This window comes from Mesorhizobium sp. NZP2077 (genome assembly GCF_013170805.1).
Taxonomy (GTDB): Bacteria; Pseudomonadota; Alphaproteobacteria; order Rhizobiales; family Rhizobiaceae; genus Mesorhizobium.
The window spans coordinates 2,230,161-2,251,165 of the sequence record NZ_CP051293.1 but is presented as its reverse complement, the minus strand read 5'-3'; the positions used below and the strand labels follow the sequence as shown (position 1 = coordinate 2,251,165).

Sequence of the window (21,005 nt, the reverse complement as noted above, 5' to 3'; positions counted from 1 at the left end):
ATTTACTCCATTCAAACAAGGGAAGGTCAGCCTTTCACCGAGCCAAAGGTGAGGCCTCGTACGACATATCGATCGAAAACCAGGAAGATTATCATCGGCGGGATCATTGCCAGCACGGCAGCGGCGGCGATGTAATTCCATGTCACGCCGCTGGTGGCGAAGTAGCCAAGTGTTCCGATCGGAAGGGTGGCGGTCGAGCGCGAACTCAGGACCAGCGGAAACGCGGCATTGTTCCATGCAAACACGAATGCAAACATGGACGTGACAATGATCCCGGGACGAACGATGGGGAGCGTAATGCGCCACATGATCGTGTACCAGCGGGCGCCGTCTACGCGGGCAGCTTCTTCCAATTCCGCCGGTACCTCATCAATGAAGCTTTTCATCAGCCACACGGAAAACGGGATCGTCAGCGTCTGCAGAACCAAAACCATGGAGAAGTAGGAGCCCTGGAGACCGATACGCGTGATCAAGATGAAATACGGAATCAAGAACGCAATCGGCGGGGCCATCAGAAGGCCGAGGTACCACAACATGATGTTCTTCTTGCCGCGCAGCTTGAAACGGGACAGTGCATAGGCGGCCGGAACCGAGAAAGGCAGATTGAGCAACACCGCGCCAATGGCGACGATCAGGCTATTCGCCAGTTGAGGCGCGTTGGTGCCTGGATCGACGAGAATATGCCGGAACGCGTCGAGATTTGGCTCGAAGGATAGTGAAGGCGGCATTGTGAAGGCGGTCTCGGCAGGGCGGATCGCAAGAGCGATAAACCACAAAATCGGCCCGACAAAAATCGCCAGGAAGAGAAGGCCGGCAGCGTAGGTTGCTGCTGTGTAGAAACTGGTTCGGCGACGGGACATCTCACCACTCCTCATGGCGAAAGGCGACGAAGACATAGAGGGCGACAATGATGTTGACGATCAGCACCGTGATCCACGTCATTGCACTGACGAGACCGATGTTGAAATTCACGAGACCCTGCTCGTAGAGCGAATAACCGAGGGTGCGCGTGGATGTGCCCGGTCCGCCGCGTGTCAGCACGAGCACCGTGTCGAAGGTGTTGAATATCTGCATGAAGCGCAGCATGACGATGATAATCGCGGTGCGCTTGATGAGCGGCAGCTTGATCCGAAACAGGATCGTCCAGGGTGACGCGCGATCCAGCCGCGCGGCCTCGATGATCTCGTCGGGGACAGCCAGCAGGCTGGCGTAGAGCACGATGGCAAAGAAGGGTGTCCACTGCCAGATGTCGACGAAAAGAATGGCGGCGAGCGCCGTGGACGGTGACCCGAGTATTCCTTGCGCCGGGACGGGTAGCCACAAAGACTGCAGCACCCAGACCAGCAGGCCGCCACCGGGATCGTAGAGATAGCGGAACAGAAAGCCGACGACGATTGGGGCAATTGTCGTCGGCAGGATCAGCAAGGCACGCACGACGTTCATGCCAGGCAGGGCCTTGAGCAGGATCAACGCGATCGTCAGCCCAAGTCCAAACTCAATTGCCGTTCCCATTGTTGACAAGATCAGCGTGTTGCCAAGCGAAGCGCGGAAATCGAAGGCATTGAAGGCCTGAACATAGTTTTCGACGCCGACGAAGGCGAGCGGCTGCGGCCCGATCTGCAGGTTCCAGAAGTAAAAGCTCGACCTCAGCGCGAACAGCAAGGGGTAAGCGATCAGCGCAAGCAGCATTACGACCGAAGGCGCAATGAGCAGGTACGGCAGATTTTTGCGGACAAAGCTCTTCCTGCCAAGTCCGAGGGCATGCGGCGAGCGAACGGTCGTAAAGGGCATTGCCAGATCCAGTTCTTTTTCACCCGTTTCGCCGGCGCGAGCACTGTCGCGCCGGCACGAGGAGAACTGTATTACTTCTTGCCAAGCTTGCCGATCAGGGCCTTGGCACCATCCAAGGAGTCGGCGAAGCTTTCCTTTTGATAAGGGATCATGAGATTGCCCTTCAGGATGCTCTCGAACAGGCTGTTGGTCCGCTCAAGGGCAGTCTTTGGATCCTCCGTCCCGGTGAGGAGTTGGTTCAACGTGAGCCCCAGTACGCTTTCAATGGCCGTGTAACCAGGGACGGGCGGGCGCGTGATCTTGCCGTTGCCTTGCTTCATCATTGCGTACTGGACATCGAGGTAGGGATAAACAGCCTTCACCTCCTTATCCTGGTAGAGTGAAGCACGGGCGAAGTCGGAGAACTGGTAATTGAGATCAGGCCAAAGAGCCATCTTCTTCTGGGTCGCCTTCGACGTTGCCCACTTGATGAAAGCGAAGCCTGCGTCCTGCCGCTCAGAGCTGGAAGGAATACCGAGGCTGTAGCCGCCTACGCTGACAGTCTGAGGCACACCCTCGGCCTTCGGCAGGGCCGCCGTCGCATACTTGCCCATGACGTCGGACTTCTTGCCAGTCATGTAGCCGGAGTTCTTGATCAGGTAGAAATATGGGGTCCACCAGTAGAACATGCCTACATCGCCCTTGGCGAAGCGGGTTCCGGCGTCGAACCACACGTAATTGATCGCCTCAGGCGGCGAGAGCTTGTAGAGCTGACGGTAGATATCGACGGATTTGATCCAGGCCTGGTCCGTCAGTTGCGGAGCAAAGTCCCATGGAGCGGCCGGGAATGATTTGAACCAGTTCGCACCGTGGCTCACAGAGAGCTGGGTAAACATGTGCACAATCGGCGAAGGTTGCGAGCCGCAAACCACTGTCGGAAAAACCGGTTGCCCGCCGAAGGACTTGCCTTCCAGCGACTGCAAGGTCTCGACGTATTTCGTCCAGGTCCAGTCTTCCGACGTCTGCGTCGGCGGTGCGGCAAGCCCAAACTCGTCGAACATGTCCTTGCGGTACATGACGCCCTGCGCATACGCCGCGATCGGCAAAGTCCCGATCTGGCCGCGCCACATGTTGCACGAATAGAGGACCTCGGGGATGAAGTCCGAAAGGTCGATATCGCCATCCTTGGCGATGAAATCGCTGAGCGACACGATCCAACCGTTGTCCAGATACTGCCCAAGCCACATCTGATCGACGACAATGACGTCGGCATCGGAAGTTTTGGCAACAAAGGAGGACACAAGACGCGACTGCAGCGCGTCATAGGAAAGACTTTCCAATTCGACCTTGATGCCGGTTTCCTTCTCGTATTCGGGAACCATCGCCTTCATTGCAAAGAAGAACGGGTCTTCAACCGACAGGACGCGAACCGAGTTGGCGTCTTGTGCGGCGGCGCGCCGGGGAGCAGACAGGGTCCCGACGCCGGCCACGAGAGCCGCGGCGGATACGGTTTTCAGCATGTTGCGGCGCGAAATGTTTGCGATATCAATGGGCATTGGACACTCCTCCAGTTGCTTTTAATCCGATCCGGCCCTGCACATGCTTGTGCCAGGAGCTTGCGGTCGTCCCTCGATCTGCCTTTTCAGCAGTTAGTTTGTACTTCGCACAAACCTATGATACTGTCAAGAAGCCGTCATGATGAAAATTAGCAGGACGCAATTTGGCGTCGAAGTTGGAAAGCGCGCCCCCCAGAGCCCATAGGGTATACTGGTCGGGCACAACGCCGCAGCGTACAAAGTCCAACGGGCCAAACTGGAGATGTAAGTTGAAATTCGAGAACCAGCCCTCCTACTCGTTAGGCCGCCGCACGCTCTCCACCAAAGACGTTGCGCCTGGCGAGGCTGGCACCAACGTGACCCTTATCTCGCAATTGACTCTCGGTGCCATCAATCGCGGGCGCGTGTTGCAGGCTTTGTATGACAATGGGCCCAAAAGCCGCGTGGACCTGGCGCGCCTCGCGGGGGTGAACCGTACGACGATAACCGGCATCGTTCAGCCGATGATTGAGGAGAAACTCCTGGTAGAAGGGGACGCAGCCCCTTCGGACGTCAAAGGGGGCAAGCCTGCCCGCCCGCTTTTCTTCAATCCTGATGCTCCCATGCTCGGAGCGGTGCTCCTTCTTCCCGGTAAGATCCAGACGTGCCTTGTAACGCTGACCGGGGAAATCAAGGCGCATATGAAAACCGAATTCGATCCGCTTGGCGACAGGGATGCCTTCCTGTCGGTAATGAGGGAAACGCTTTCGTCGACGCTTTCTCAAGCCCCTCAGGCACCGTTTGGGATTGGTGTTGCCTCGGCGGGAATGATCGACAGTGACAATGGCGTTATCCTTGCCGTAAATCTCGCGCCTGTTTTGACGGGACTGCCCCTGGTAGACCTGTTGCAGGAACATTTCTCGCTACCAGTCGTCATTGATCACCACCCCCGGGCCTTGCTTGTCGGCGACCGATGGTTTGGACCTGGGCGCGGACTGCAGACCTTCGCGGCGATCTACACCGGGGAGGTTCTGGGAGGAGCGTTCTATATCGAGGGGAAGGTCTATCGTGGGCTTGCCGGCTCTGGCGGCGAACTTGGCCATTCCGTCGTTCAAATCGATGGCGAGGCCTGCAATTGCGGTAAACGCGGCTGCTGGGAAACGGTGGCTGCCTTGCCTTGGCTACGACGAGAGGCTGGCCGACTGGGGTTGCGGGATCCGGGCAACATTACATGCGCGCGTCTTGTGAAAGAGGCGGACGACGGGTCGAAGGCGGCAGATGCCCTCCTCGACCGCTACACTCGAAATGTGGCTTTCGGAATCGTCAACCTGCAGCAGACGCTATCTCTTAACTCCTATGTCCTTCATGGCGACGTCGCGGGCGGCGGCCAAATGGCTGCAGAGCGTGTCAGGCAGCACGTCGAACAACTGGTGATGATGAGACCAAACCAGGAAATTTCCATCACAGTGAACGGTATTGGCGAGGGCCACACGGCACTGCGAGGGGCGGCAGGTTTGGTGCTATCGAGTCACCTGAAGGTGGTCATCTAGAGCAGGTGACAATGATTACCCATAGTCGCGTGAACAGTCATCAAGCTAGAGCATCGGCGCCTTGGGAGGCTGCTCGAGTTCAATTTGCCGCTTTTCGGCAGCTTTCTTTCGCTTGATGGGGTCGATCCCTCAGCCGCGCCAGCACGAACTGGCCATGGCCGACCACATCGGCGTGTCCCATGTCACACGCTCCGCGTCTGGACGATCCCGGGCAGCCAGCGCGGCTGCGGACCCGAACGGGGAATAGCCCGCTCGCTACGACGACAGCGCCCCTCGGATAGCCCTGACCGCCGCCAGCGCTGTCCGCATCCTCGTCGAGCTGACGAATTCCGGCCAGCTCGACAGGACAACCGCCGCGAAATCCGCCACCGGGTCGATGTAGATCAGTTGTCCGAAGACGCCGCGGGCCATATAGACGCCGCGTGCGGTATCTTCGATCCAGAACTGGTTGTGATATGCCCCGGCGGGTAGAACCTCTTGATAGACGCCGCCGAAGAGTGTCGGGTCAGCACCGAACCGTGTCCCGGCAATCCACTCGGTCGACACGATACGCCGGCCATCGATCTCGCCGCCGCGAAGATGCAGCAGGGCGAAACGAGCATAGTCGCGAAGAGTCGCATTGAACCCGCCGTCACCCAGATCATAGCCGGCCTTTTGTCGCCATCTACCCGCAGATCGTCCCGGACCGGCGTGGCGTTGAACGATCGAGAGCGCGGCAATGCTCGCTTAAATGGATTTCGCCTGAGCGCCAGTCTTTTAGGCAGGCTTATAGAAATGAGCGAACCTTCAAAAGCGAATGCTGCAATCTATGCATGTGGGCGGATCACTCGGTGGATTTTGAACGGCCTGCCGACTTTAGCCCAAGCGTTGGATAAAGCGCATCAACCGCTACAATGTCGGCATTCAGTTCGCCAATCATCCAGTCCCTTACCTGCGTAACGATTGGGCGTGCGGGTTTGTCGCGCAGGCGGACGAGATGGCACTGGCGGCCCGTAATCATGAGCTGCTCGCGCGCCGGCACCAGAGCCTGCGTCCGAAGCCAGTGGGCAATGACGTTCAGCCAACCGAGCGCCACGCCCTGCCCGAGCAATGCGGCCTGAACGACGATGGCATAGTCGGAAAAAATCATCGAATTGACAGCGTCACCCTCGTTCAGTGGGGAGAATAAACTGGACCAGTTCGGCTGCGCGTCACTCAGATTGATCGTGGTGTCGGGCATCCGCTTCACATCGGTTGCCTCCGAACCATGGCTTTCTCTGTAGGAGGGGCTACAGATGGGGATGAGGATTTCCGGCATGATGAAGACGGCCTCATGTCGCTCGTCCGATCCACCGACGAAGCGCATTCCGAGATCCACATCGTTCACCGGCCCCGCGAGCGCGCCCATGACCAGCTGAAAACGCAGATCGACAGCCGGAAACTCCTTTTTGAAATCTGCCATGCGCGGCATCATCCAGTGGGTGGTGAACCCGGTCGAAACCGACAGCGACACCGTTTGAATGCCGATGCGGCGATCCTCGATCTCGCGTAAGGCATTTTCGATGACTGAAAACCCTCTGGCAATCGCGTCAAACAGCAGCCGTCCAGATTCGGTCAGGCCGACTCCGCCAGGTTGACGCACAAACAACGTCGTCTCGAGATGCTCTTCCAGCCGTGCAACCATACGGCTGACGGCCGCGGGCGTCACGTTCAGCTCCTGCGCTGCCCTGGAAAAATTGCCGCAGCGCGCGGCGGCTTCGAAAGTAAAGAGGCCGTTCATGGATGGCAAGGAGCGTCTCAATTTTTCCATTACATGATGTAACATCATCCCGAACTTTTTTTCAATTGCGAAGACACACTTTCTTTGGTCTCCTGGCTGTCATGGAAGGCGCAAGACCTTCAAGAAAAATTTCGGGAATGGAATGCGCACTCAGACGGCACGGGGCAGGTGCCGGCATGAAATATATATTCAGACTTCTACTCATCACAGAATGCAGCATGCGCCCCACCAAAGCGCCGCTGATGAATTTCGTAGTGGAATCATATGATTGATGCAACGAAAGCGGATCGCGTAGGTGCCTCCATTCGCGCGGCCAGCAAGAGCTATGGACATTTTCGCGCACTGGACAATGTCAGTCTCGAGGTCGCTCCAGGCGAGTTCGTCTCCATTCTCGGTCCGTCCGGATCGGGGAAGACGACATTTCTGGGTCTTCTTGGCGGCTTCGTCCAACCGACATCCGGGTCAATTTGGCTCGGCACCCGCGATATTACATTCGAGCCTCCGCACAAACGCGATATTGGCATCGTCTTCCAGAACTATGCTCTTTTCCCGCATATGAGCGTCGGGGAAAACATCACCTTTCCGCTGCGCGCACGTCGCCTGCCGAAATCAAACTGGGCCGACAAGCTGCAAGGCGCGCTCGATATGGTCGAACTGGGCGGCTTCGAGAGCAGGCGCGTCCACGAACTGTCCGGCGGGCAGCGCCAACGTGTAGCACTGGCCCGCGCCATCATCTTCGAGCCGCGGCTGATCTTGATGGACGAACCGCTGTCGGCGCTCGACAAGCAATTGCGCGAATCCATGCAGATCGAACTGAAACGGCTGCACCGCAAGCTCGGCGCGACGATCGTCTATGTCACGCACGACCAGCGGGAAGCTCTGACAATGAGCGATCGCGTCGCCATCATGAACAAGGGCCGCTTCGTCCAGATCGACACACCCGAACAGCTGCATGACCATCCCGCCGATTCCTTCGTCGCGCGCTTCATCGGGGAGGCAACTCTTTTGCCCGTCACACGCGCCGGCAACGATACAGTAACGCTCGGCGATGCCGTTCTGCGCACATCGCGCAGCGTTCCCCAAGGCAAGGCGCTGTCTCTCGCGGTGCACTCTGAAAAACTTGTGGTCGCCGATGACAACGCGCCGCACGCGTCGAACAGGCTTTCGGGGACGGTGACCGAGACGCTCTATCAGGGCGAGAGTATCCGGGTGTTTCTGAAATTGTCTTCCGGCGGAGATCTGAGCCTCAGGCTTCCCAGCAATCATGCCGGACGGTTGCACCTCAAGAAACCCGGCGAACCGATCACGGTAGCCTTGCACCCCGAAGACACGATCGTCGTCCCGGACGCCCCCTGAACGCCCTGATTTGCCAAAAGGAAACCGCATAATGAAACTCAGCGAATTCAAGGTCATGACCTTCGATGTCGTCGGCACGTTGATCGACTTCGAAACGGGCGTGCTCAATGCCGTTCGCGCGCTCGGCGGCGACAAGGCGAAGGCTGCCTCCGACGATGCGATTTTCGAATCCTACAAGCGCGGCCGCGACAAGTTCTACGGCCGCTCATCCTTCGCCATGAAAGATGTCTATCTGTCGTTGGCAACGGAAATGGACTTCACCCGAGCGGAGGCAACGGCGGAAGCCTTCCAGCTCGCGGTCCTGCGGTGGCCGGCCTTTTCCGATTCCGTCGAGGCTTTGGCGCGGTTGCGGCGCAATTTCCGCTTGGTGGCAATGACCAATGCCGATCGCACGGCATTTTCGGCCTATTCGGCCACGCTTGGCAGTCCCTTTCACGACAGCGTCACCTGTGACGAAGCCGGATGCGCCAAGCCCAATCCACAGTTTTTCGCCTTCAACAAGGGCCGTCAGTCCGCCTCCGGCTACAAGCAATCGGAAATCCTGCACGTGGCCCAGAGTCAGCATCACGATATCGGCGTCGCTACGGAGCTTGGCTACACGACCTGCTGGATCGAGCGACGTCAGGGCCAGACAGGATTTGGCGGCACACCGGAACCCAAGGTGCTCACCACACCCGACTTCCATTTCTCCTCGCTAAAGCAACTGGCAGACGCTGTGGACGCGGATCTGGCCGCAGGTCACAGGATCGCCAGCGCGGCCTGAGTGATGACCGCGCACCCGCCCTTCCCCGATATCCACTCGCTTTGGCAGGAGACGGCCTGTCCACGGCCTGTTTTCAGCAGACTTCCGGGAGATCGCCACTACGACGTGGCGATTATCGGCGGCGGCTACACGGGCCTTTCAACGGCCCGGTATCTCGCTCGCCGAGGCCTGTCATCGGTGGTTCTCGAGGCGAACCGCATCGGCTGGGGCGCCAGTGGTCGCAACGGTGGCGTGGTTTCTGGAAAATTCCGCATTGCATTTTCGCAGATCGCCGAACGGTTTGGCTTGGAGGCCGCCCGACGGATGCACGATCTCGGTATTGAGGCGATCGAGCATGTCGGCGAACTGGTGGAGGATTATAACATTGCGTCCGCCGATTACCGTTCGACCGGATCGCTGCGATGCGCGCACAATGCGGTTTCGCTCGAAGGATTGAAAAAAGAAGCTGCGTGGCTGCACGAGGTACTCGGCGACCCGGCCTGTTCCATTCTGACGGCCTTGGAGATGGGGACGGAAACCGGATCTCGGGATTTCGTCGGCGGAATGCTCAACACGCACGGCGGCATCATCCATCCGCTTAATTTCGTGTTCGGCATCGCGGCCGGGCTTAAAGCTGCCGGCATCGACATTTTCGAAAACACGCCGATCACACGGCTGAAGCGCGAGGGGATGGGCGTTCTGTTGGAAACGCCTTCCGGTACTGTGACCGCCGCACAGGCGGTGGTTGCGACCAATTCGTATTCCGACCTGACGACAGCTACCGCTGCCGTGCGCACCTCGATCATCCCGTTTCGTTCGGCCATGATCGCCACGGAACCGCTGACAGGAAAACCCGGGGCCAATCTTCTGACCAAGGACCGCAGCTACACCGAGACGCGGCGAATGATGCGTTGGTTCCGCAAGGCCGGAGACCGCTTGCTCTATGGCGGGCGCGGCGCCTTCGGAAAGAAGGATTCGCAAAGCGCTTTTACCGCCCTGCACAAGGCTATGGTTCGTCAGTTCCCAGAGCTTGCCGGTGCGACTGTTACCCATCGCTGGTCCGGTCTGGTCGCGATGACGATGGACAGCATCCCGCATGCCGGCCGGCTTGATGACCGGATCGTCTATGCGGTCGGGTACAACGGCACCGGCGTGGCGCTGGCCTCCAATATGGGAAAACACGTCGCCGCTATCGTGGCCGGCGAAAGCCCGGATCTCGGGCTTCTGACTTCGCAACGGCTGAAAGCCGTTCCTTTCTATCCCATCCGGGAACCCGCTGTCCGGCTTGTCGCCGGGTGGTACCAGTTCCTCGATGCAATCGGGCGCTAAGACCCAGCATTCAAACGTCAAAACAGGGTTTGAAACCCTGCCAACAAGAGGAGAACGGACATGCTACCGAAATTTTCCACGCTCGTGCTTTCCGCTTCAGTCATCGGCTTTTCCGTCGGTTTTGCGTCGGCGGAACAGATCACGTTCGTCTCGCAAGGCGGCGCCTATCAAGAGGCCCAGACCAAGGCCATCCTCGATCCGGTGGCCGCCCTGCTTGGCATCACCATCAACCAGGACAGCGCGCCGGATGCTTGGCCAGTCATCAAGACCCAGACGGCAACGGGCAAGCCGGTCTGGGACGTCGTCGACACACCGACGCAGGATTGCATTCGCGGCGGACAGCAAGACATGATCGAAAAGCTCGATTTTTCCAAGATCCCCAATGCACAGAAGATGCCTGCGCAGTACAAGAGCCCTTATTCCGTGGCCTACGAATTCTATTCAAGCGTGCTCGCCTACAACAAGGATAAGTTTGGCGACAATCCGCCGAAAAGCTGGGCTGATTTCTGGGACGTGAAGAAATTTCCCGGCACGCGGGCGCTGCGCAACCATCCGCTGGCAACGCTCGAGGCGGCCCTGCTCGCGGATGGCGTACCGGCCGACAAGCTCTATCCGCTCGATGTCGATCGAGCCTTCAAGAAGCTCCAGGAGATCAAGCCTTATATCACCGTCTGGTGGACATCGGGCGCGCAGTCGGCGCAGCTTCTGGCCGATCGTGAAGTTGATATGGAAATGGCGTGGAACGGCCGCGTCACCGCAGTCGCCAAGGAGGGCATCCCCGTCAGCTACACGTTCAATCAAGGCTTCCTTCAATATACCTCGCTGTGCATCCTGAAAGGTGCGCCTAATCTCGATACGGCGGTCAAATTCGTCAACGCGGCGATGACGCCGGATATTCAAGCGAACTTCCCGGCCTATATCGACTACGGTCCGGGCAACCCGGAAGCCTACAAGACCGGCAAGATCACACCGGAGCGCGCGGCCGAAATGCCAAGTTCCCCCGAGAATGCCGCCAAACAGGTTCTGGTGTCCGACGAATGGTGGAGCTCGAAGGCTGGCGAAGACGCGCAAAAACGCTGGGCGTCCTTTATCCAGCAGTAAAGCATGTCGCCCGCAAGTGCGCAGCGGCTTCGGGAAAACGACCTGCATCAGAAAGCGCAAAGACGTCTTGGGAGGGTCATTGATGACGATATCGATAGCAAGCCCGTCCGACAGTCACGAGCGCAGCGAGCAGAGGCTGATGCTTCTGCTCCTGGCGCCCGCGCTTCTGGTCGTCGGTGCGCTTCTGATCGTGCCGCTCGGCTGGCTGGCGTGGCAGTCGATCTGGCAGGATGGCGGCTTCACCATCGTCAACTACCAGCGGTTTCTAACCGATTCCGTCTACTGGATGACGTTTTTGCAGACCTTCCGCATTGCCTTCGTCGTCACGTTGGCAACCGTTCTGCTCGGCTATCCCGTCGCCTATGTGGCGGCGGGACTGCCACAGCGCTGGAGCATGATCGTTCTGGCTCTCGTCCTTCTGCCCTTCTGGACCAGCGTTCTGGTGCGCGCTTATGCCTGGCTCATCCTTTTGCAGCGCACCGGCATCGTCAATTCCGCGCTGAAAAGCGCCGGATTGATCGACAGCCCGCTGTTGCTGGTCAACAACGAATTCGGCACCGTGCTTGCCACCATCCACATCCTTTTGCCCTTCATGGTGCTGCCTCTCTACGCCACGATGAAGAAGATCCCGCAGGAGCTGGTCATGGCCGGCTCGAGCCTCGGCGGATCTCCATTGCATGTTTTTCTGCGTGTCTTCCTGCCGCTGTCGCTGCCGGGCATGATCGCCGGCATGGTTCTGGTCTTCGTGCTGACGCTGGGCTTCTACATCACGCCAGAATTGCTCGGCGGCGGGCGCACCTACATGGTTTCCATGCTCGTATCGCGCAATATCCAAGTCTACAACGAATGGGGGGCTGCTTCCTCGATCAGCGTCGTGCTGATGATCTGCGTCTTCCTCGTGTTCAAGCTGGCCAGCCTTCTCATTCCCTTCGAACGCATCATCGGAACGAGGTGAGGCATGCGCGCTTCCAGTCTCCTGCTTTACGCCGTGGTCGCTCTTATTTTGGCCTGGCTGGTCATACCGATCGTCATCATTGTGCCGATGTCCTTTTCAAGCGCCCGGTTCCTGACCTTCCCGCCGCCCTCGTGGTCGCTACGCTGGTATGAGGCCTATCTCGACAGCGCCGCCTGGATGCAGGCGACCCGTGTCAGCCTGATCGTCGCGGTTAGTAGCGCCGTGCTGGCCACGATTTTCGGAACGGCTGCCGCCTACGCGCTCAACATGACTTCGTCGAAACTGGTGCGCAGCTTGCAGCTCGTCCTGCTTTTGCCGCTGGTGGTGCCCATCGTCATCACCGCCGTCGGCGTCTTTCTCGTCTATGCGCAAGTTGGGCTGCTGGCGAGCATGACGGGCCTCATTCTCGCCAATACGATGCTCGGACTTCCCTATGTGATCACCTCGGTGCTGGTCGGCCTGCGCAAATTCGACCATACGCAGGAGATGGTCTCGCGCAGCCTGGGTATGAATCGGCTGCGCACCTTCTTCATCGTCACCCTGCCGCAGATCCGGCCCAGCGTCATTTCGGGCCTGCTGTTCGCCTTCATCTCCGCGATGGACGAAACGGTGGTTTCGCTGTTCATCTCGGGCGGTGAATATCAGACCCTGACCAAGCGCATGTTCACGGCGCTGCGCGATGAGATTGACCCAACAATCGCCGCGATCAGCTCGCTCCTGACTGCCGTTTCCTTCATCATGCTGATGCTGGTGGCGATCAATGCGCGCGGCAGCAAACGACGCACGGAGAAAGCCGGATGATCGTCGATCATCTGATCCTGGGGGGCGGCTCGGCCGGCTGCGTCCTTGCCGCACGGCTGTCGGAGGATCCAAACCGCACCGTGACGCTGGTCGAAGCCGGACGCAACATATCCGCCGACGACATTCCAGAGGCGGTGCGCAGCCGCTATCCCGGCCGCGCCTATCTCGACACACGCAACATCTGGTCTTCCCTTACCGCGATGATGGGGTACGCTCGCTCCAACAGCGCGACGCGTCTGTCGCGCCGCTATGAGCAGGCCAGACTTCTCGGCGGCGGCTCGGCCATCAACGCGCTGATGGCCAATCGCGGCGCGCCCTCCGACTATGCCGAATGGGTGTCGCTGGGGGCCACGGGCTGGGGCTGGGAGGAGTGCCTGCCCTATTTCAGGAAGATCGAGGCAGACAGAGATTTTCAAGGGCCGCTGCATGGCATGGATGGCCCGCTGACCATCCGCCGCGTCAGCGATGCAAAGATCTCGCCCTTTGTCGCACGCGTGATGAAAACGCTGGAGGCACGGGGACATCCAATCAAGCCAGACCAGAACGGCCCTTGGCAGGACGGCGCCTTTCGCGGCGCGATCGCTGTTAGCGATGCGGGCGACCGCCTGCCGACCTCCATCGCCTATCTGACGCCCGAAGTGCGCAAACGGGCGAACCTCAAAATCGTGACCGACAGCGTGGCAACGCGCATCCTCTTCGATGGCGCCCGCGCAATCGGCGCTGAGATATCCGGGCCCCACGCTGGGAAGATTATGGCCCGCGAGGTGATTGTGGCATCCGGCGCCATACATTCTCCGGCACTCCTGCAGCGGTCCGGCGTGGGGCCTGGCAATGAGCTTGCGGCTCTCGGCATTCCGGTTGTCGCATCGAGATCCGGGGTCGGACGAAACTTGATGGAGCACCCCTCGATTGCCGTTGCAGCCTTCCTTCCCTCGCACATGCGGGTGCGCGACAAAGGCGAGCATCACGAACAGGCGGTCTGGCGTTTCTCCTCCAACCTTGAGGGAACGCCGTACGGCGACATGCATGCGGCCATCCTGTCGCGCTCGGGCTGGCATTCCGTCGGGTTGCGCATGGGCAGCCTGTTCTTCTGGGTCAACAAATCCTATTCGCGCGGTGTTGTGCGTCTTTCCAGCGCCGATCCCGATGCGGAGCCGGATGTCGATTTCCGCATGCTCAGCGACGAGCGGGATCTTGAGCGGCTGAAGAGCGCCTTGCGGCTCGGTGCGCAGACTTTGCTTGATCCGACCATGAACGGCGCTCGCGGCACCGTTTTCCCCTCCAGCTACTCGCCGCGCGTCGCGAAAGTCGCCGTTCCAGGTCCCTGGAATGCGGTGCAGCGGGGTGCCCTGTCGGCAATGCTCGACATAGCCGGGCCACTACGCGCAGCTCTTGTGCATTCGGTGATTACGATGGGGACGACCGTGGATGGATTGCTGAAGGACGATGCCGCGCTGACCGAATTCGTCTCCCGGCATGTCGCCGGAACCTGGCATCCCTCCGGCACCTGCCGCATGGGGACGCCCGATGATGCGATGGCCGTGACGTCGCCTTTCGGCAAGGTTTACCAAACGGAAGGGTTGCGTGTTTGCGATGCATCGTTGATGCCCTCGATTCCGTGCGCCAACACAAACATTCCAACGATCATGATGGCCGAGCGCATCGCCGACATGATCCGCGCTGCGAACTGAACGGAAAAGCCATCGGGCCAGAATGGCCGGACACCGGACTCGACAATGGAAAGTGTGCGGAAATCTCAGATCGACGGCGCATGGTTTTGACGCGGTCGGCCAAGCTTCAACCTCGTCAACGGCAATGTTCCGACGGTCGGCGCCATACTCGCGAGCCAGTGCAGGAATTGAAACATCCCAGAAGGAAACGACCATGCCCCTCATCAAGCGCATCGAAACCGACCCACAAGCCCCGCCCCGCGAATCCAAGGCCGCAGCAAACCGTCTGATATCCGGCGACCCGTCATTCAAAACATGGGCGCAGGACGTCTCGCGCGAGGAGACCGTTCACACCGGCGTATGGGAGGCCACCCCCGGTGAAACCCATTCGATCAAGGGCACGACCTTCGAATTCTGCCACATCCTCTCCGGCGTCGTCGAACTGACGGAGAAGGACGGCGAAACCGCAACCTATCGCGCCGGCGACAATTTCGTCATGAAGCCTGGCTTCGCCGGCGTCTGGCGCACGGTCGAGACCGTCCGCAAGATTTACGTCACCGTCAGCTGACATGATGCTGCGGGATTTCAGGCCCTCCAGGCGGGTCACCAGAGGGCAGCACACGCGCAGGAAATGTGCGTCGCCACGGCCGCTCGCGCGCCAATATCCAGTCGACTGGCGGCTGTTAGGCCCCGGCATCGGCAAGAATTCGGCCCCCAAGGCGGTAGGCCAAACCGCGAGTCAAAGCGTGCTGATCGCTCCGTAAGGGGAACACATGACAACCTACACTATCGCGCTTGTCCCAGGTGACGGCATCGGCGGCCCGGTCATTGAAGCCGCTTGGCAAATCCTGGAAGCCGCAGCCAAACGTGGGAATTTCGCGCTCGAAGCCAAGAGCTTTCCATGGTCCTGCGCCTTCTACAAAGAAACCGGATCAATGATGCCGTCAGACGGTATCGAGACCCTGCGAGGTCACGATGCTATTCTGCTTGGTGCCGTCGGCTGGCCCGCCGAAGTGCCGGATTCCGTTTCGCTGCACGGTCTGCTTCTGCCGATCCGCAAGGCCTTCGTGCAATATGCCAATATCCGTCCGCACAGGCTGTTGCCGGGCGTCGAAGGACCTTTGAGGGCCGGCGCCTTCGACATCCTGTGCATCCGCGAAAATACCGAGGGGGAATATTCCGGGGCCGGCGGCCGCGTTCATGTTGGCACGATGGACGAGGTTGCGGTGGAGACATCGATCTTCACCCGCGCCGGCGTCGAGCGCATCCTGCGCTTCGGCTTCGAGCAGGCGCGGGCGCGGCGGGGCAAGCTGGCCTCCGTCACCAAGTCCAATGCGCAGAAGTACTCGATGGTGTTCTGGGACGAGATCACGCGAAAGCTGGAGGCGGATTATCCTGATGTCGAAGTGACCAGCTATCACGTCGACGCGCTCGCCGCACGCATGATCACGGCGCCGGAGAGCCTCGATGTGGTTGTGGCCTCCAACCTGTTCGGTGACATCCTGACCGATATCGGCGCCGCGATCCAGGGCGGGCTCGGTTTCGCCGCATCCGCTAACATCAATCCAGAACGTAGCGCACCGTCGATGTTCGAACCGGTACATGGGTCCGCCCCTGACATCGCCCATCTCGGCATCGCCAATCCGATTGCGGCGATCTGGTCCGCCGCCATGATGCTCGATCATCTCGGCGAAGCGGCGGCGGCCGCAGACATCATCAAAGCCGTTGAGACCGCCACCGCGCAAGGCATCGGCACAGTGCCCGGCAGGGACAGGACGGATGCGATTACCGCCGCTGTCCTGGCTGCGCTCGCATAAATTGAAGAGGATCTCGCCATGAAAACCCTGAACGACAAAAGCCTGTTCCGCGAGCAATGCCTCATCGCTGGCGCTTGGCGCAACGCGGCCTCGGGCGCTTCGGTGCCGGTGACGGACCCCGCGACGCAAGGGACGCTAGGCCATGTTCCCGACGTCTGCGGTGCTGAGACCCGTGAGGCGATCGCGGCCGCCGATGCCGCCTTTGCGCCATGGAAAGCCAAGACCCACGCCGAGCGCGGCGCTCTGCTGGAAGCGTGGCACCGCCTGATGCTCGAGCATGAGCAGGATTTGGCCCTGATCCTCTCGCTTGAGCAGGGCAAACCGCTGTCGGAAGCGCTTAGCGAAATCCGCTACGGGGCGTCGTTCGTCAAATGGTTCGCCGAGGAAGCCCGGCGTGTCGGTGGCACGACCATCCCCTCGCCGACAGCGGACCGCAGGATCGTCATACTGAAAGAACCGGTCGGCGTCTGCGCCATCATCACCCCTTGGAACTTCCCGAACGCGATGATCACCCGTAAGGTGGCGCCCGCCCTTGCCGCAGGCTGTACCGTGGTCGTCAAGCCGTCGGAATTCACCCCCTTCTCCGCCCTTGCGCTCGGAGTGCTGGCCGAACGCGCCGGTATTTCACCCGGCGTGATCAACATCGTGACCGGTATGCCGGCCGAGATCGGCACCGAGCTGATGGCGAATGAAACGGTGCGCAAGATCTCCTTTACCGGATCGACCCGCGTCGGGTCGGTTCTGATGCGCGGCGCCGCCGACAGCATCAAGCGGCTGAGCCTTGAGCTTGGCGGCAATGCGCCGTTCATCGTGTTTGACGACGCCGACATCGACCTGGCTATCGAAGGTGCCATCGTCTCCAAGTTCCGCAATGGCGGCCAGACCTGCGTCTGCTCAAACCGGATTCTTGTCCAGTCGGGTGTCTATGACATTTTCGCCGCCAGACTGTCGGCCCGCGTGTCCGCGATGAAGGTCGGCCCCGGCACGGGCGCGCCGGTCGATATCGGCCCGATGATCAACGAGGCCGCTATCGACAAGATCGACCGCCATGTAGCGGACGCGCTTGCCAAGGGCGCGCAGATTCTTTCGAAGCGCCCCGACATGCCCAAGGGCAAGCAATATGCCGTGCCCCTGGTGCTCGGCGGCGCGACGACCGACATGCTGCTTGCCCGCGAGGAAACCTTCGGCCCGGTCGCCCCGTTGTTCCGGTTCGAAACGGAAGCCGAGGCCATCGCCATCGCCAATGCAACGCCCTTCGGGCTTGCTGCCTATTTCTATACCGAAAGCCTGAAGCGCTCCTGGCGCGTTGTCGAAGCGCTGGAGTTCGGTATGGTCGGTCTCAACACCGGCTCTGTTTCTACCGAAGTCGCCCCCTTCGGCGGCGTCAAGCAGTCCGGCCTCGGCCGGGAGGGTGCTCAGTGCGGAATCGAGGAGTATCTGGAAATGAAAACCTTCCACATTGGTGGGCTGAGCTGAACCGCGAAGGATGCATGTCTTCTTGCGTGCGGCCCATCATTGTAACCCTCCGGCCTCCGGTTCCGTCGGCTAGGAAAGCTGGCGACTTCACCGAGCCTGGCGCGAGACGGGCTTGTTGCGGGAGCCGTCATGCGTTTGGTCACATAGCCGCAAAAAGAGCCGCATCGTCTTGAAGCAATTCAGAAGATCCGTGACCGGCGGCTGAGCGTCCCGACTGAGATGACCATCCTGACTGTGCTCCGCACCGCCCGCCACATCCGCTGTCGAGGCAAAGTTGTATTAGACCTATCTACTCGGTCGGGCTCAGCTTCAGGAACGTTATCGAGACGAGCGCCTCAATGAGCGTTGCCAGTCAGCTCGCGACGGCTCACCACCTCGGTGAGCAGCGGTCCGACGAGCGTGCCGGAGCGGGTGGCGCAGGCTTCCATAGTCGCGCCCCGGCAATTGATGCGGTTCATGATCATGACCTCGTCCTGCGCCTGGATCTCCTTGGCGTGACGGCCGTATTCCTGCTCATTGGAGATGAAGAAGGTGGTGTGGCCGCTGTCGCCGAACGCCGTCTGGACAACGAGGTCGGTGCCGATTCCTGCCTTCTTCGCCCAAGCCATCAGCTCTTAATAGGTCTTGGCCGGTCCGAGCGTATTGGGCACGGAGGCGAGCGAGGCGAACTCGTTGTGCGGCTGGCGCGAGGGCACCATCACCTTGGGGTGGCGGCCGTCGAAGCAGTCTATGTAGCTGATGAACTTGAAGTTTCGCACCACTGGTCAATGCCGAGCAGGTTGAAGTTGGTGGCCGAGATAAAATAGATCGGCCGTTCGTTGCGGTGCATGACCACGCGCAGGTCGGACACGTTGCGAATTGTTTTCATTGTCTCTTCCCCCTCGATTCTATGCCCTCAAGCGGGCCGGGACGTCCAACCGCACCTGGCCACGCGACCAGGGCGAGCGCCAGCGCGGCTGCGGACCAGAACGGGGATAACCTGCTCGCTACGACGACAGCGCCCCTCGGATAGCCCTGACGGCCGCCAGCGCTGTCCGCATCCTCGTCGAGCTGACGAATTCCGGCCAGCTCGACAGGACAACCGCCGCGAAATCCGCCACCGGGTCGATGTAGATCAGTTGTCCGAAGACGCCGCGGGCCATATAGACGCCGCGTACGGTATCCTCGATCCAGAACTGGTTGTGATATGCCCCGGCGGGTAGAACCTCTTGATAGACGCCGCCGAAGAGTGTCGGGTCAGCACCAAACCGTGTCCCGGTAATCCACTCGGTCGACACGATACGCCGGCCATCGATCTCGCCGCCGCGAAGATGCAGCAGGGCGAAACGAGCATAGTCGCGAAGAGTCGCATTGAACCCGCCGTCACCCAGAGCATAGCCGGCAGCGTCCACGGTGAAATAGGCGTCCTCCTCCGCCCCCATCGGCGCCCACAATTCACGGCTGACGAGTTCTCCAAGCGGGGCAGCGGCGGCGCGCTGTAGAACGAAGGACAGGAGATCCGTCTCGATCGAGCGGTAGCGGAAGGAGGTACCGTGCGGGCACTCCAGATCCTTCAAAGACAGGATCAGGTCCCAGACATTTGTGGGCCAGTTCGGGTTCCAACGATCCTTCCAGCCGCTGGCGACATCGAGTTGCGCCATGTGGGAATCGAGCGCGGTATAGGTCTCGTCGAAGGCCACGCCGCTGGTCATGTCGAGCACGTGCTGGACGGTCGCGCCGCGATAGGCCGTCGCCTCCAGCTCCGGCAGATAGTGCGTCAGGGACGCGGCCGGATCGACCACTCCGCGGCCGATCAGGATGCCCGCCACGGTGCCGACGACCGACTTGGCGACCGATTGCGACAGGTGCTGGGTATGCGGTGTCATGCCGTTCAGGTAGCGCTCGGCGACGATCTTGCCGCCATGGAGCACCAGGAGGCCATCGGCATAGCTCGTCTCGAGGAAGCTGCCAATGGTATAGGCCTGCCCCTCCGCCGCGAAGGCAATGGCGTCGATATCCCGCAGATCCGCCGGCAGCAGGCTTGCCGGCCCTGCTCCGCGCCAGACCTGCGTAGTCGGCAGCAGGTCCCGGACATGCTGGAAAGTCCAGCGGTTCCAGGGCGCGCGATCCCAGTCTTGCCTCGGAACGAGAGAACTGCCGGGGGCAGTCGGATCACGGAATGGCGGAATACTGCTCATGCATGCTCTCGCTTGCGGTTTGGAATGGATCAATCGTTACGGCGCAGATAGCTGCCGCCGACGAATTCTCCGAAGAGGGTGCCCATGTCGCTCATCATGGCGAAGTTGCGCTTAGCCTTCGGCCCGAGTTTGGTGGCAACGGCGTCGATGAGCAGATTGAGCACGACACTGAGGCTTGCCGTAGAATCCCAGAAGGTCTTCACATGCGTATGCGCCTCGAAGACGAAGCGCGTATAGGCAAAGGCCCAGTGACTGAACTTGTCGGTGACGATGACCAGCGGCATGTCCATCGACTTCAGCTTCTCCACCAGCTTGATGCCGCGCGTCGCATAGGAGGCCGTGTCAACAAGGACGACGGCGCTGTGCTTGGGATCTGCGTTGATGATCTCGCCGAACGTGCCCGAGGTGTTGTCGACGAAAATGACGTTGGAACGCGCCCACAGCAGGCGGCTGGCGAAATCGAGCGCCAGGCCCTTCGAGGCCTGGAAACCGACGACATAGATGGTGCGCGCCTTCACCAGCAGGCTCGCCGCCTCGTCCCACACTTCGGACGTGGTCAACGCATAGGCCTTCACGATGGCATCCAGCTCCAGCCGCAAGCTTTCCTGCAGCATCTGCTGCCGGCCTTCGCGCATCTGAAAGCGGGCCATGTAGTCATCGATTTCGCTGTCCTTCTCCGTGACCGCCACGCGCAATCGTTTCTTGAGGTCGCGCAGGTTCTCGAAGCCAAGGCCGCGAACGAACCGCGTGACGGTCATCTCGCTGACGCCGACCGCCTGCGCTATGCTGCTGCCGGTCTCGAAGGGCAATATCTGGATGTTGTCCAAGATATAGGCCGCAAGGCTTTGCTCCGACGGCGAAAACCCGGACATGCGGTCGCGCAGGATCGCTTCGATGTCGATCTTCTCCTCAACGCCATTCGATCCCGCGGCATCCTTGCCGCTTCGTGCTTTCGCCACAGTGACTG

General features: G+C 60.2%; 21 protein-coding genes. 11 read left to right on the top strand and 10 right to left on the bottom strand.

Going from position 1 to position 21,005, the window contains the following annotated elements:
- Nucleotides 1-26: 26 nt before the first annotated feature.
- The 3 genes from HGP13_RS10980 to HGP13_RS10970 form a co-directional block, all read right to left on the bottom strand.
- Nucleotides 27-860: a carbohydrate ABC transporter permease gene (locus HGP13_RS10980; RefSeq protein WP_109658925.1), complete on the bottom strand. Its 834-nt coding sequence runs from the start codon at nt 858-860 to the stop codon at nt 27-29.
- 1 nt (nt 861) lies between these two features.
- Nucleotides 862-1,791 carry a sugar ABC transporter permease gene (locus HGP13_RS10975; protein WP_109658924.1) on the bottom strand — a complete coding sequence of 310 codons (930 nt, stop codon included), beginning with the start codon at nt 1,789-1,791 and terminating at the stop codon, nt 862-864.
- 71 nt (nt 1,792-1,862) lie between these two features.
- Nucleotides 1,863-3,326: an extracellular solute-binding protein gene (locus HGP13_RS10970; RefSeq protein ID WP_109658923.1), complete on the bottom strand. Its 1,464-nt coding sequence runs from the start codon at nt 3,324-3,326 to the stop codon at nt 1,863-1,865.
- 269 nt (nt 3,327-3,595) lie between these two features.
- Here HGP13_RS10970 and HGP13_RS10965 point away from each other — a divergent pair, with 269 nt between their 5' ends.
- Nucleotides 3,596-4,855 carry an ROK family transcriptional regulator gene (locus tag HGP13_RS10965; RefSeq protein ID WP_109658922.1) on the top strand — a complete coding sequence of 420 codons (1,260 nt, stop codon included), beginning with the start codon at nt 3,596-3,598 and terminating at the stop codon, nt 4,853-4,855.
- Nucleotides 4,856-5,110: 255 nt separating this feature from the next.
- On the opposite strand, the gene HGP13_RS10960 is transcribed toward HGP13_RS10965, so the two are convergent.
- Together HGP13_RS10960 and HGP13_RS10955 are read right to left on the bottom strand one after the other, a co-directional pair.
- Nucleotides 5,111-5,560 carry a serine hydrolase gene (locus HGP13_RS10960; RefSeq protein ID WP_281411000.1) on the bottom strand — a complete coding sequence of 150 codons (450 nt, stop codon included), beginning with the start codon at nt 5,558-5,560 and terminating at the stop codon, nt 5,111-5,113.
- A 118-nt stretch (nt 5,561-5,678) separates the two neighbouring features.
- Complete coding sequence (locus HGP13_RS10955) at nt 5,679-6,644, bottom strand: LysR family transcriptional regulator (protein WP_109658921.1); 966 nt, start codon at nt 6,642-6,644, stop codon at nt 5,679-5,681.
- A 234-nt stretch (nt 6,645-6,878) separates the two neighbouring features.
- Here HGP13_RS10955 and HGP13_RS10950 point away from each other — a divergent pair, with 234 nt between their 5' ends.
- The 10 genes from HGP13_RS10950 to HGP13_RS10905 all read left to right on the top strand — a co-directional run bounded on the left by HGP13_RS10950 (nt 6,879) and on the right by HGP13_RS10905 (nt 17,861).
- Nucleotides 6,879-7,970, top strand: a complete 1,092-nt coding sequence (locus HGP13_RS10950; protein ID WP_109658920.1) for an ABC transporter ATP-binding protein — start codon at nt 6,879-6,881, stop codon at nt 7,968-7,970.
- Between the two features lie 31 nt (nt 7,971-8,001).
- A complete protein-coding gene (locus tag HGP13_RS10945; RefSeq protein ID WP_109658919.1) occupies nt 8,002-8,733 on the top strand; it encodes an HAD-IA family hydrolase in 732 nt (243 codons plus the stop codon).
- 3 nt (nt 8,734-8,736) lie between these two features.
- Nucleotides 8,737-10,041 (top strand): FAD-binding oxidoreductase, encoded by a 1,305-nt coding sequence (locus tag HGP13_RS10940; protein ID WP_170136652.1) that lies wholly within the window; start codon nt 8,737-8,739, stop codon nt 10,039-10,041.
- Nucleotides 10,042-10,101: 60 nt separating this feature from the next.
- Nucleotides 10,102-11,142 carry an ABC transporter substrate-binding protein gene (locus HGP13_RS10935; RefSeq protein WP_109658917.1) on the top strand — a complete coding sequence of 347 codons (1,041 nt, stop codon included), beginning with the start codon at nt 10,102-10,104 and terminating at the stop codon, nt 11,140-11,142.
- Nucleotides 11,143-11,224: 82 nt separating this feature from the next.
- Nucleotides 11,225-12,097 carry an ABC transporter permease gene (locus tag HGP13_RS10930; RefSeq protein ID WP_109658916.1) on the top strand — a complete coding sequence of 291 codons (873 nt, stop codon included), beginning with the start codon at nt 11,225-11,227 and terminating at the stop codon, nt 12,095-12,097.
- A 3-nt stretch (nt 12,098-12,100) separates the two neighbouring features.
- The gene (locus tag HGP13_RS10925; protein WP_109658915.1) at nt 12,101-12,898 is read left to right on the top strand and encodes an ABC transporter permease; all 798 of its coding nucleotides are present in this window, start codon (nt 12,101-12,103) and stop codon (nt 12,896-12,898) included.
- The gene (locus HGP13_RS10920) at nt 12,895-14,589 is read left to right on the top strand and encodes a GMC family oxidoreductase N-terminal domain-containing protein (protein WP_109658914.1); all 1,695 of its coding nucleotides are present in this window, start codon (nt 12,895-12,897) and stop codon (nt 14,587-14,589) included. The genes HGP13_RS10925 and HGP13_RS10920 overlap by 4 nt, the downstream gene beginning before the upstream one ends.
- Before the next feature lie 193 nt (nt 14,590-14,782).
- Entirely contained in the window at nt 14,783-15,136 is a 354-nt protein-coding gene (locus HGP13_RS10915; protein WP_109658913.1) for a cupin domain-containing protein, read from the top strand.
- A 205-nt stretch (nt 15,137-15,341) separates the two neighbouring features.
- On the top strand, nt 15,342-16,385 hold the full coding sequence (locus HGP13_RS10910; protein WP_109658912.1) for a tartrate dehydrogenase: 1,044 nt from the start codon (nt 15,342-15,344) through the stop codon (nt 16,383-16,385).
- Nucleotides 16,386-16,403: 18 nt separating this feature from the next.
- Nucleotides 16,404-17,861, top strand: coding sequence for an NAD-dependent succinate-semialdehyde dehydrogenase (locus tag HGP13_RS10905; protein WP_109658911.1), 1,458 nt, complete (start codon nt 16,404-16,406; stop codon nt 17,859-17,861).
- 335 nt (nt 17,862-18,196) lie between these two features.
- Here HGP13_RS10905 and HGP13_RS10900 read toward each other — a convergent pair whose 3' ends face one another.
- From HGP13_RS10900 to HGP13_RS10880, 5 genes are all read right to left on the bottom strand, one after another.
- A complete protein-coding gene (locus HGP13_RS10900; protein ID WP_109658910.1) occupies nt 18,197-18,469 on the bottom strand; it encodes a hypothetical protein in 273 nt (90 codons plus the stop codon).
- Nucleotides 18,470-18,475: 6 nt separating this feature from the next.
- Entirely contained in the window at nt 18,476-18,619 is a 144-nt protein-coding gene (locus tag HGP13_RS10895) for a hypothetical protein (RefSeq protein ID WP_170136651.1), read from the bottom strand.
- Nucleotides 18,589-18,729: a hypothetical protein gene (locus HGP13_RS10890; protein ID WP_172225033.1), complete on the bottom strand. Its 141-nt coding sequence runs from the start codon at nt 18,727-18,729 to the stop codon at nt 18,589-18,591. Before HGP13_RS10890 ends, HGP13_RS10895 begins: the two co-directional genes overlap by 31 nt.
- Before the next feature lie 118 nt (nt 18,730-18,847).
- Nucleotides 18,848-20,038, bottom strand: a complete 1,191-nt coding sequence (locus tag HGP13_RS10885) for a serine hydrolase (protein ID WP_109658909.1) — start codon at nt 20,036-20,038, stop codon at nt 18,848-18,850.
- Between the two features lie 29 nt (nt 20,039-20,067).
- Nucleotides 20,068-20,997, bottom strand: a complete 930-nt coding sequence (locus HGP13_RS10880; RefSeq protein ID WP_109658908.1) for a MurR/RpiR family transcriptional regulator — start codon at nt 20,995-20,997, stop codon at nt 20,068-20,070.
- Nucleotides 20,998-21,005: the final 8 nt, after the last annotated feature.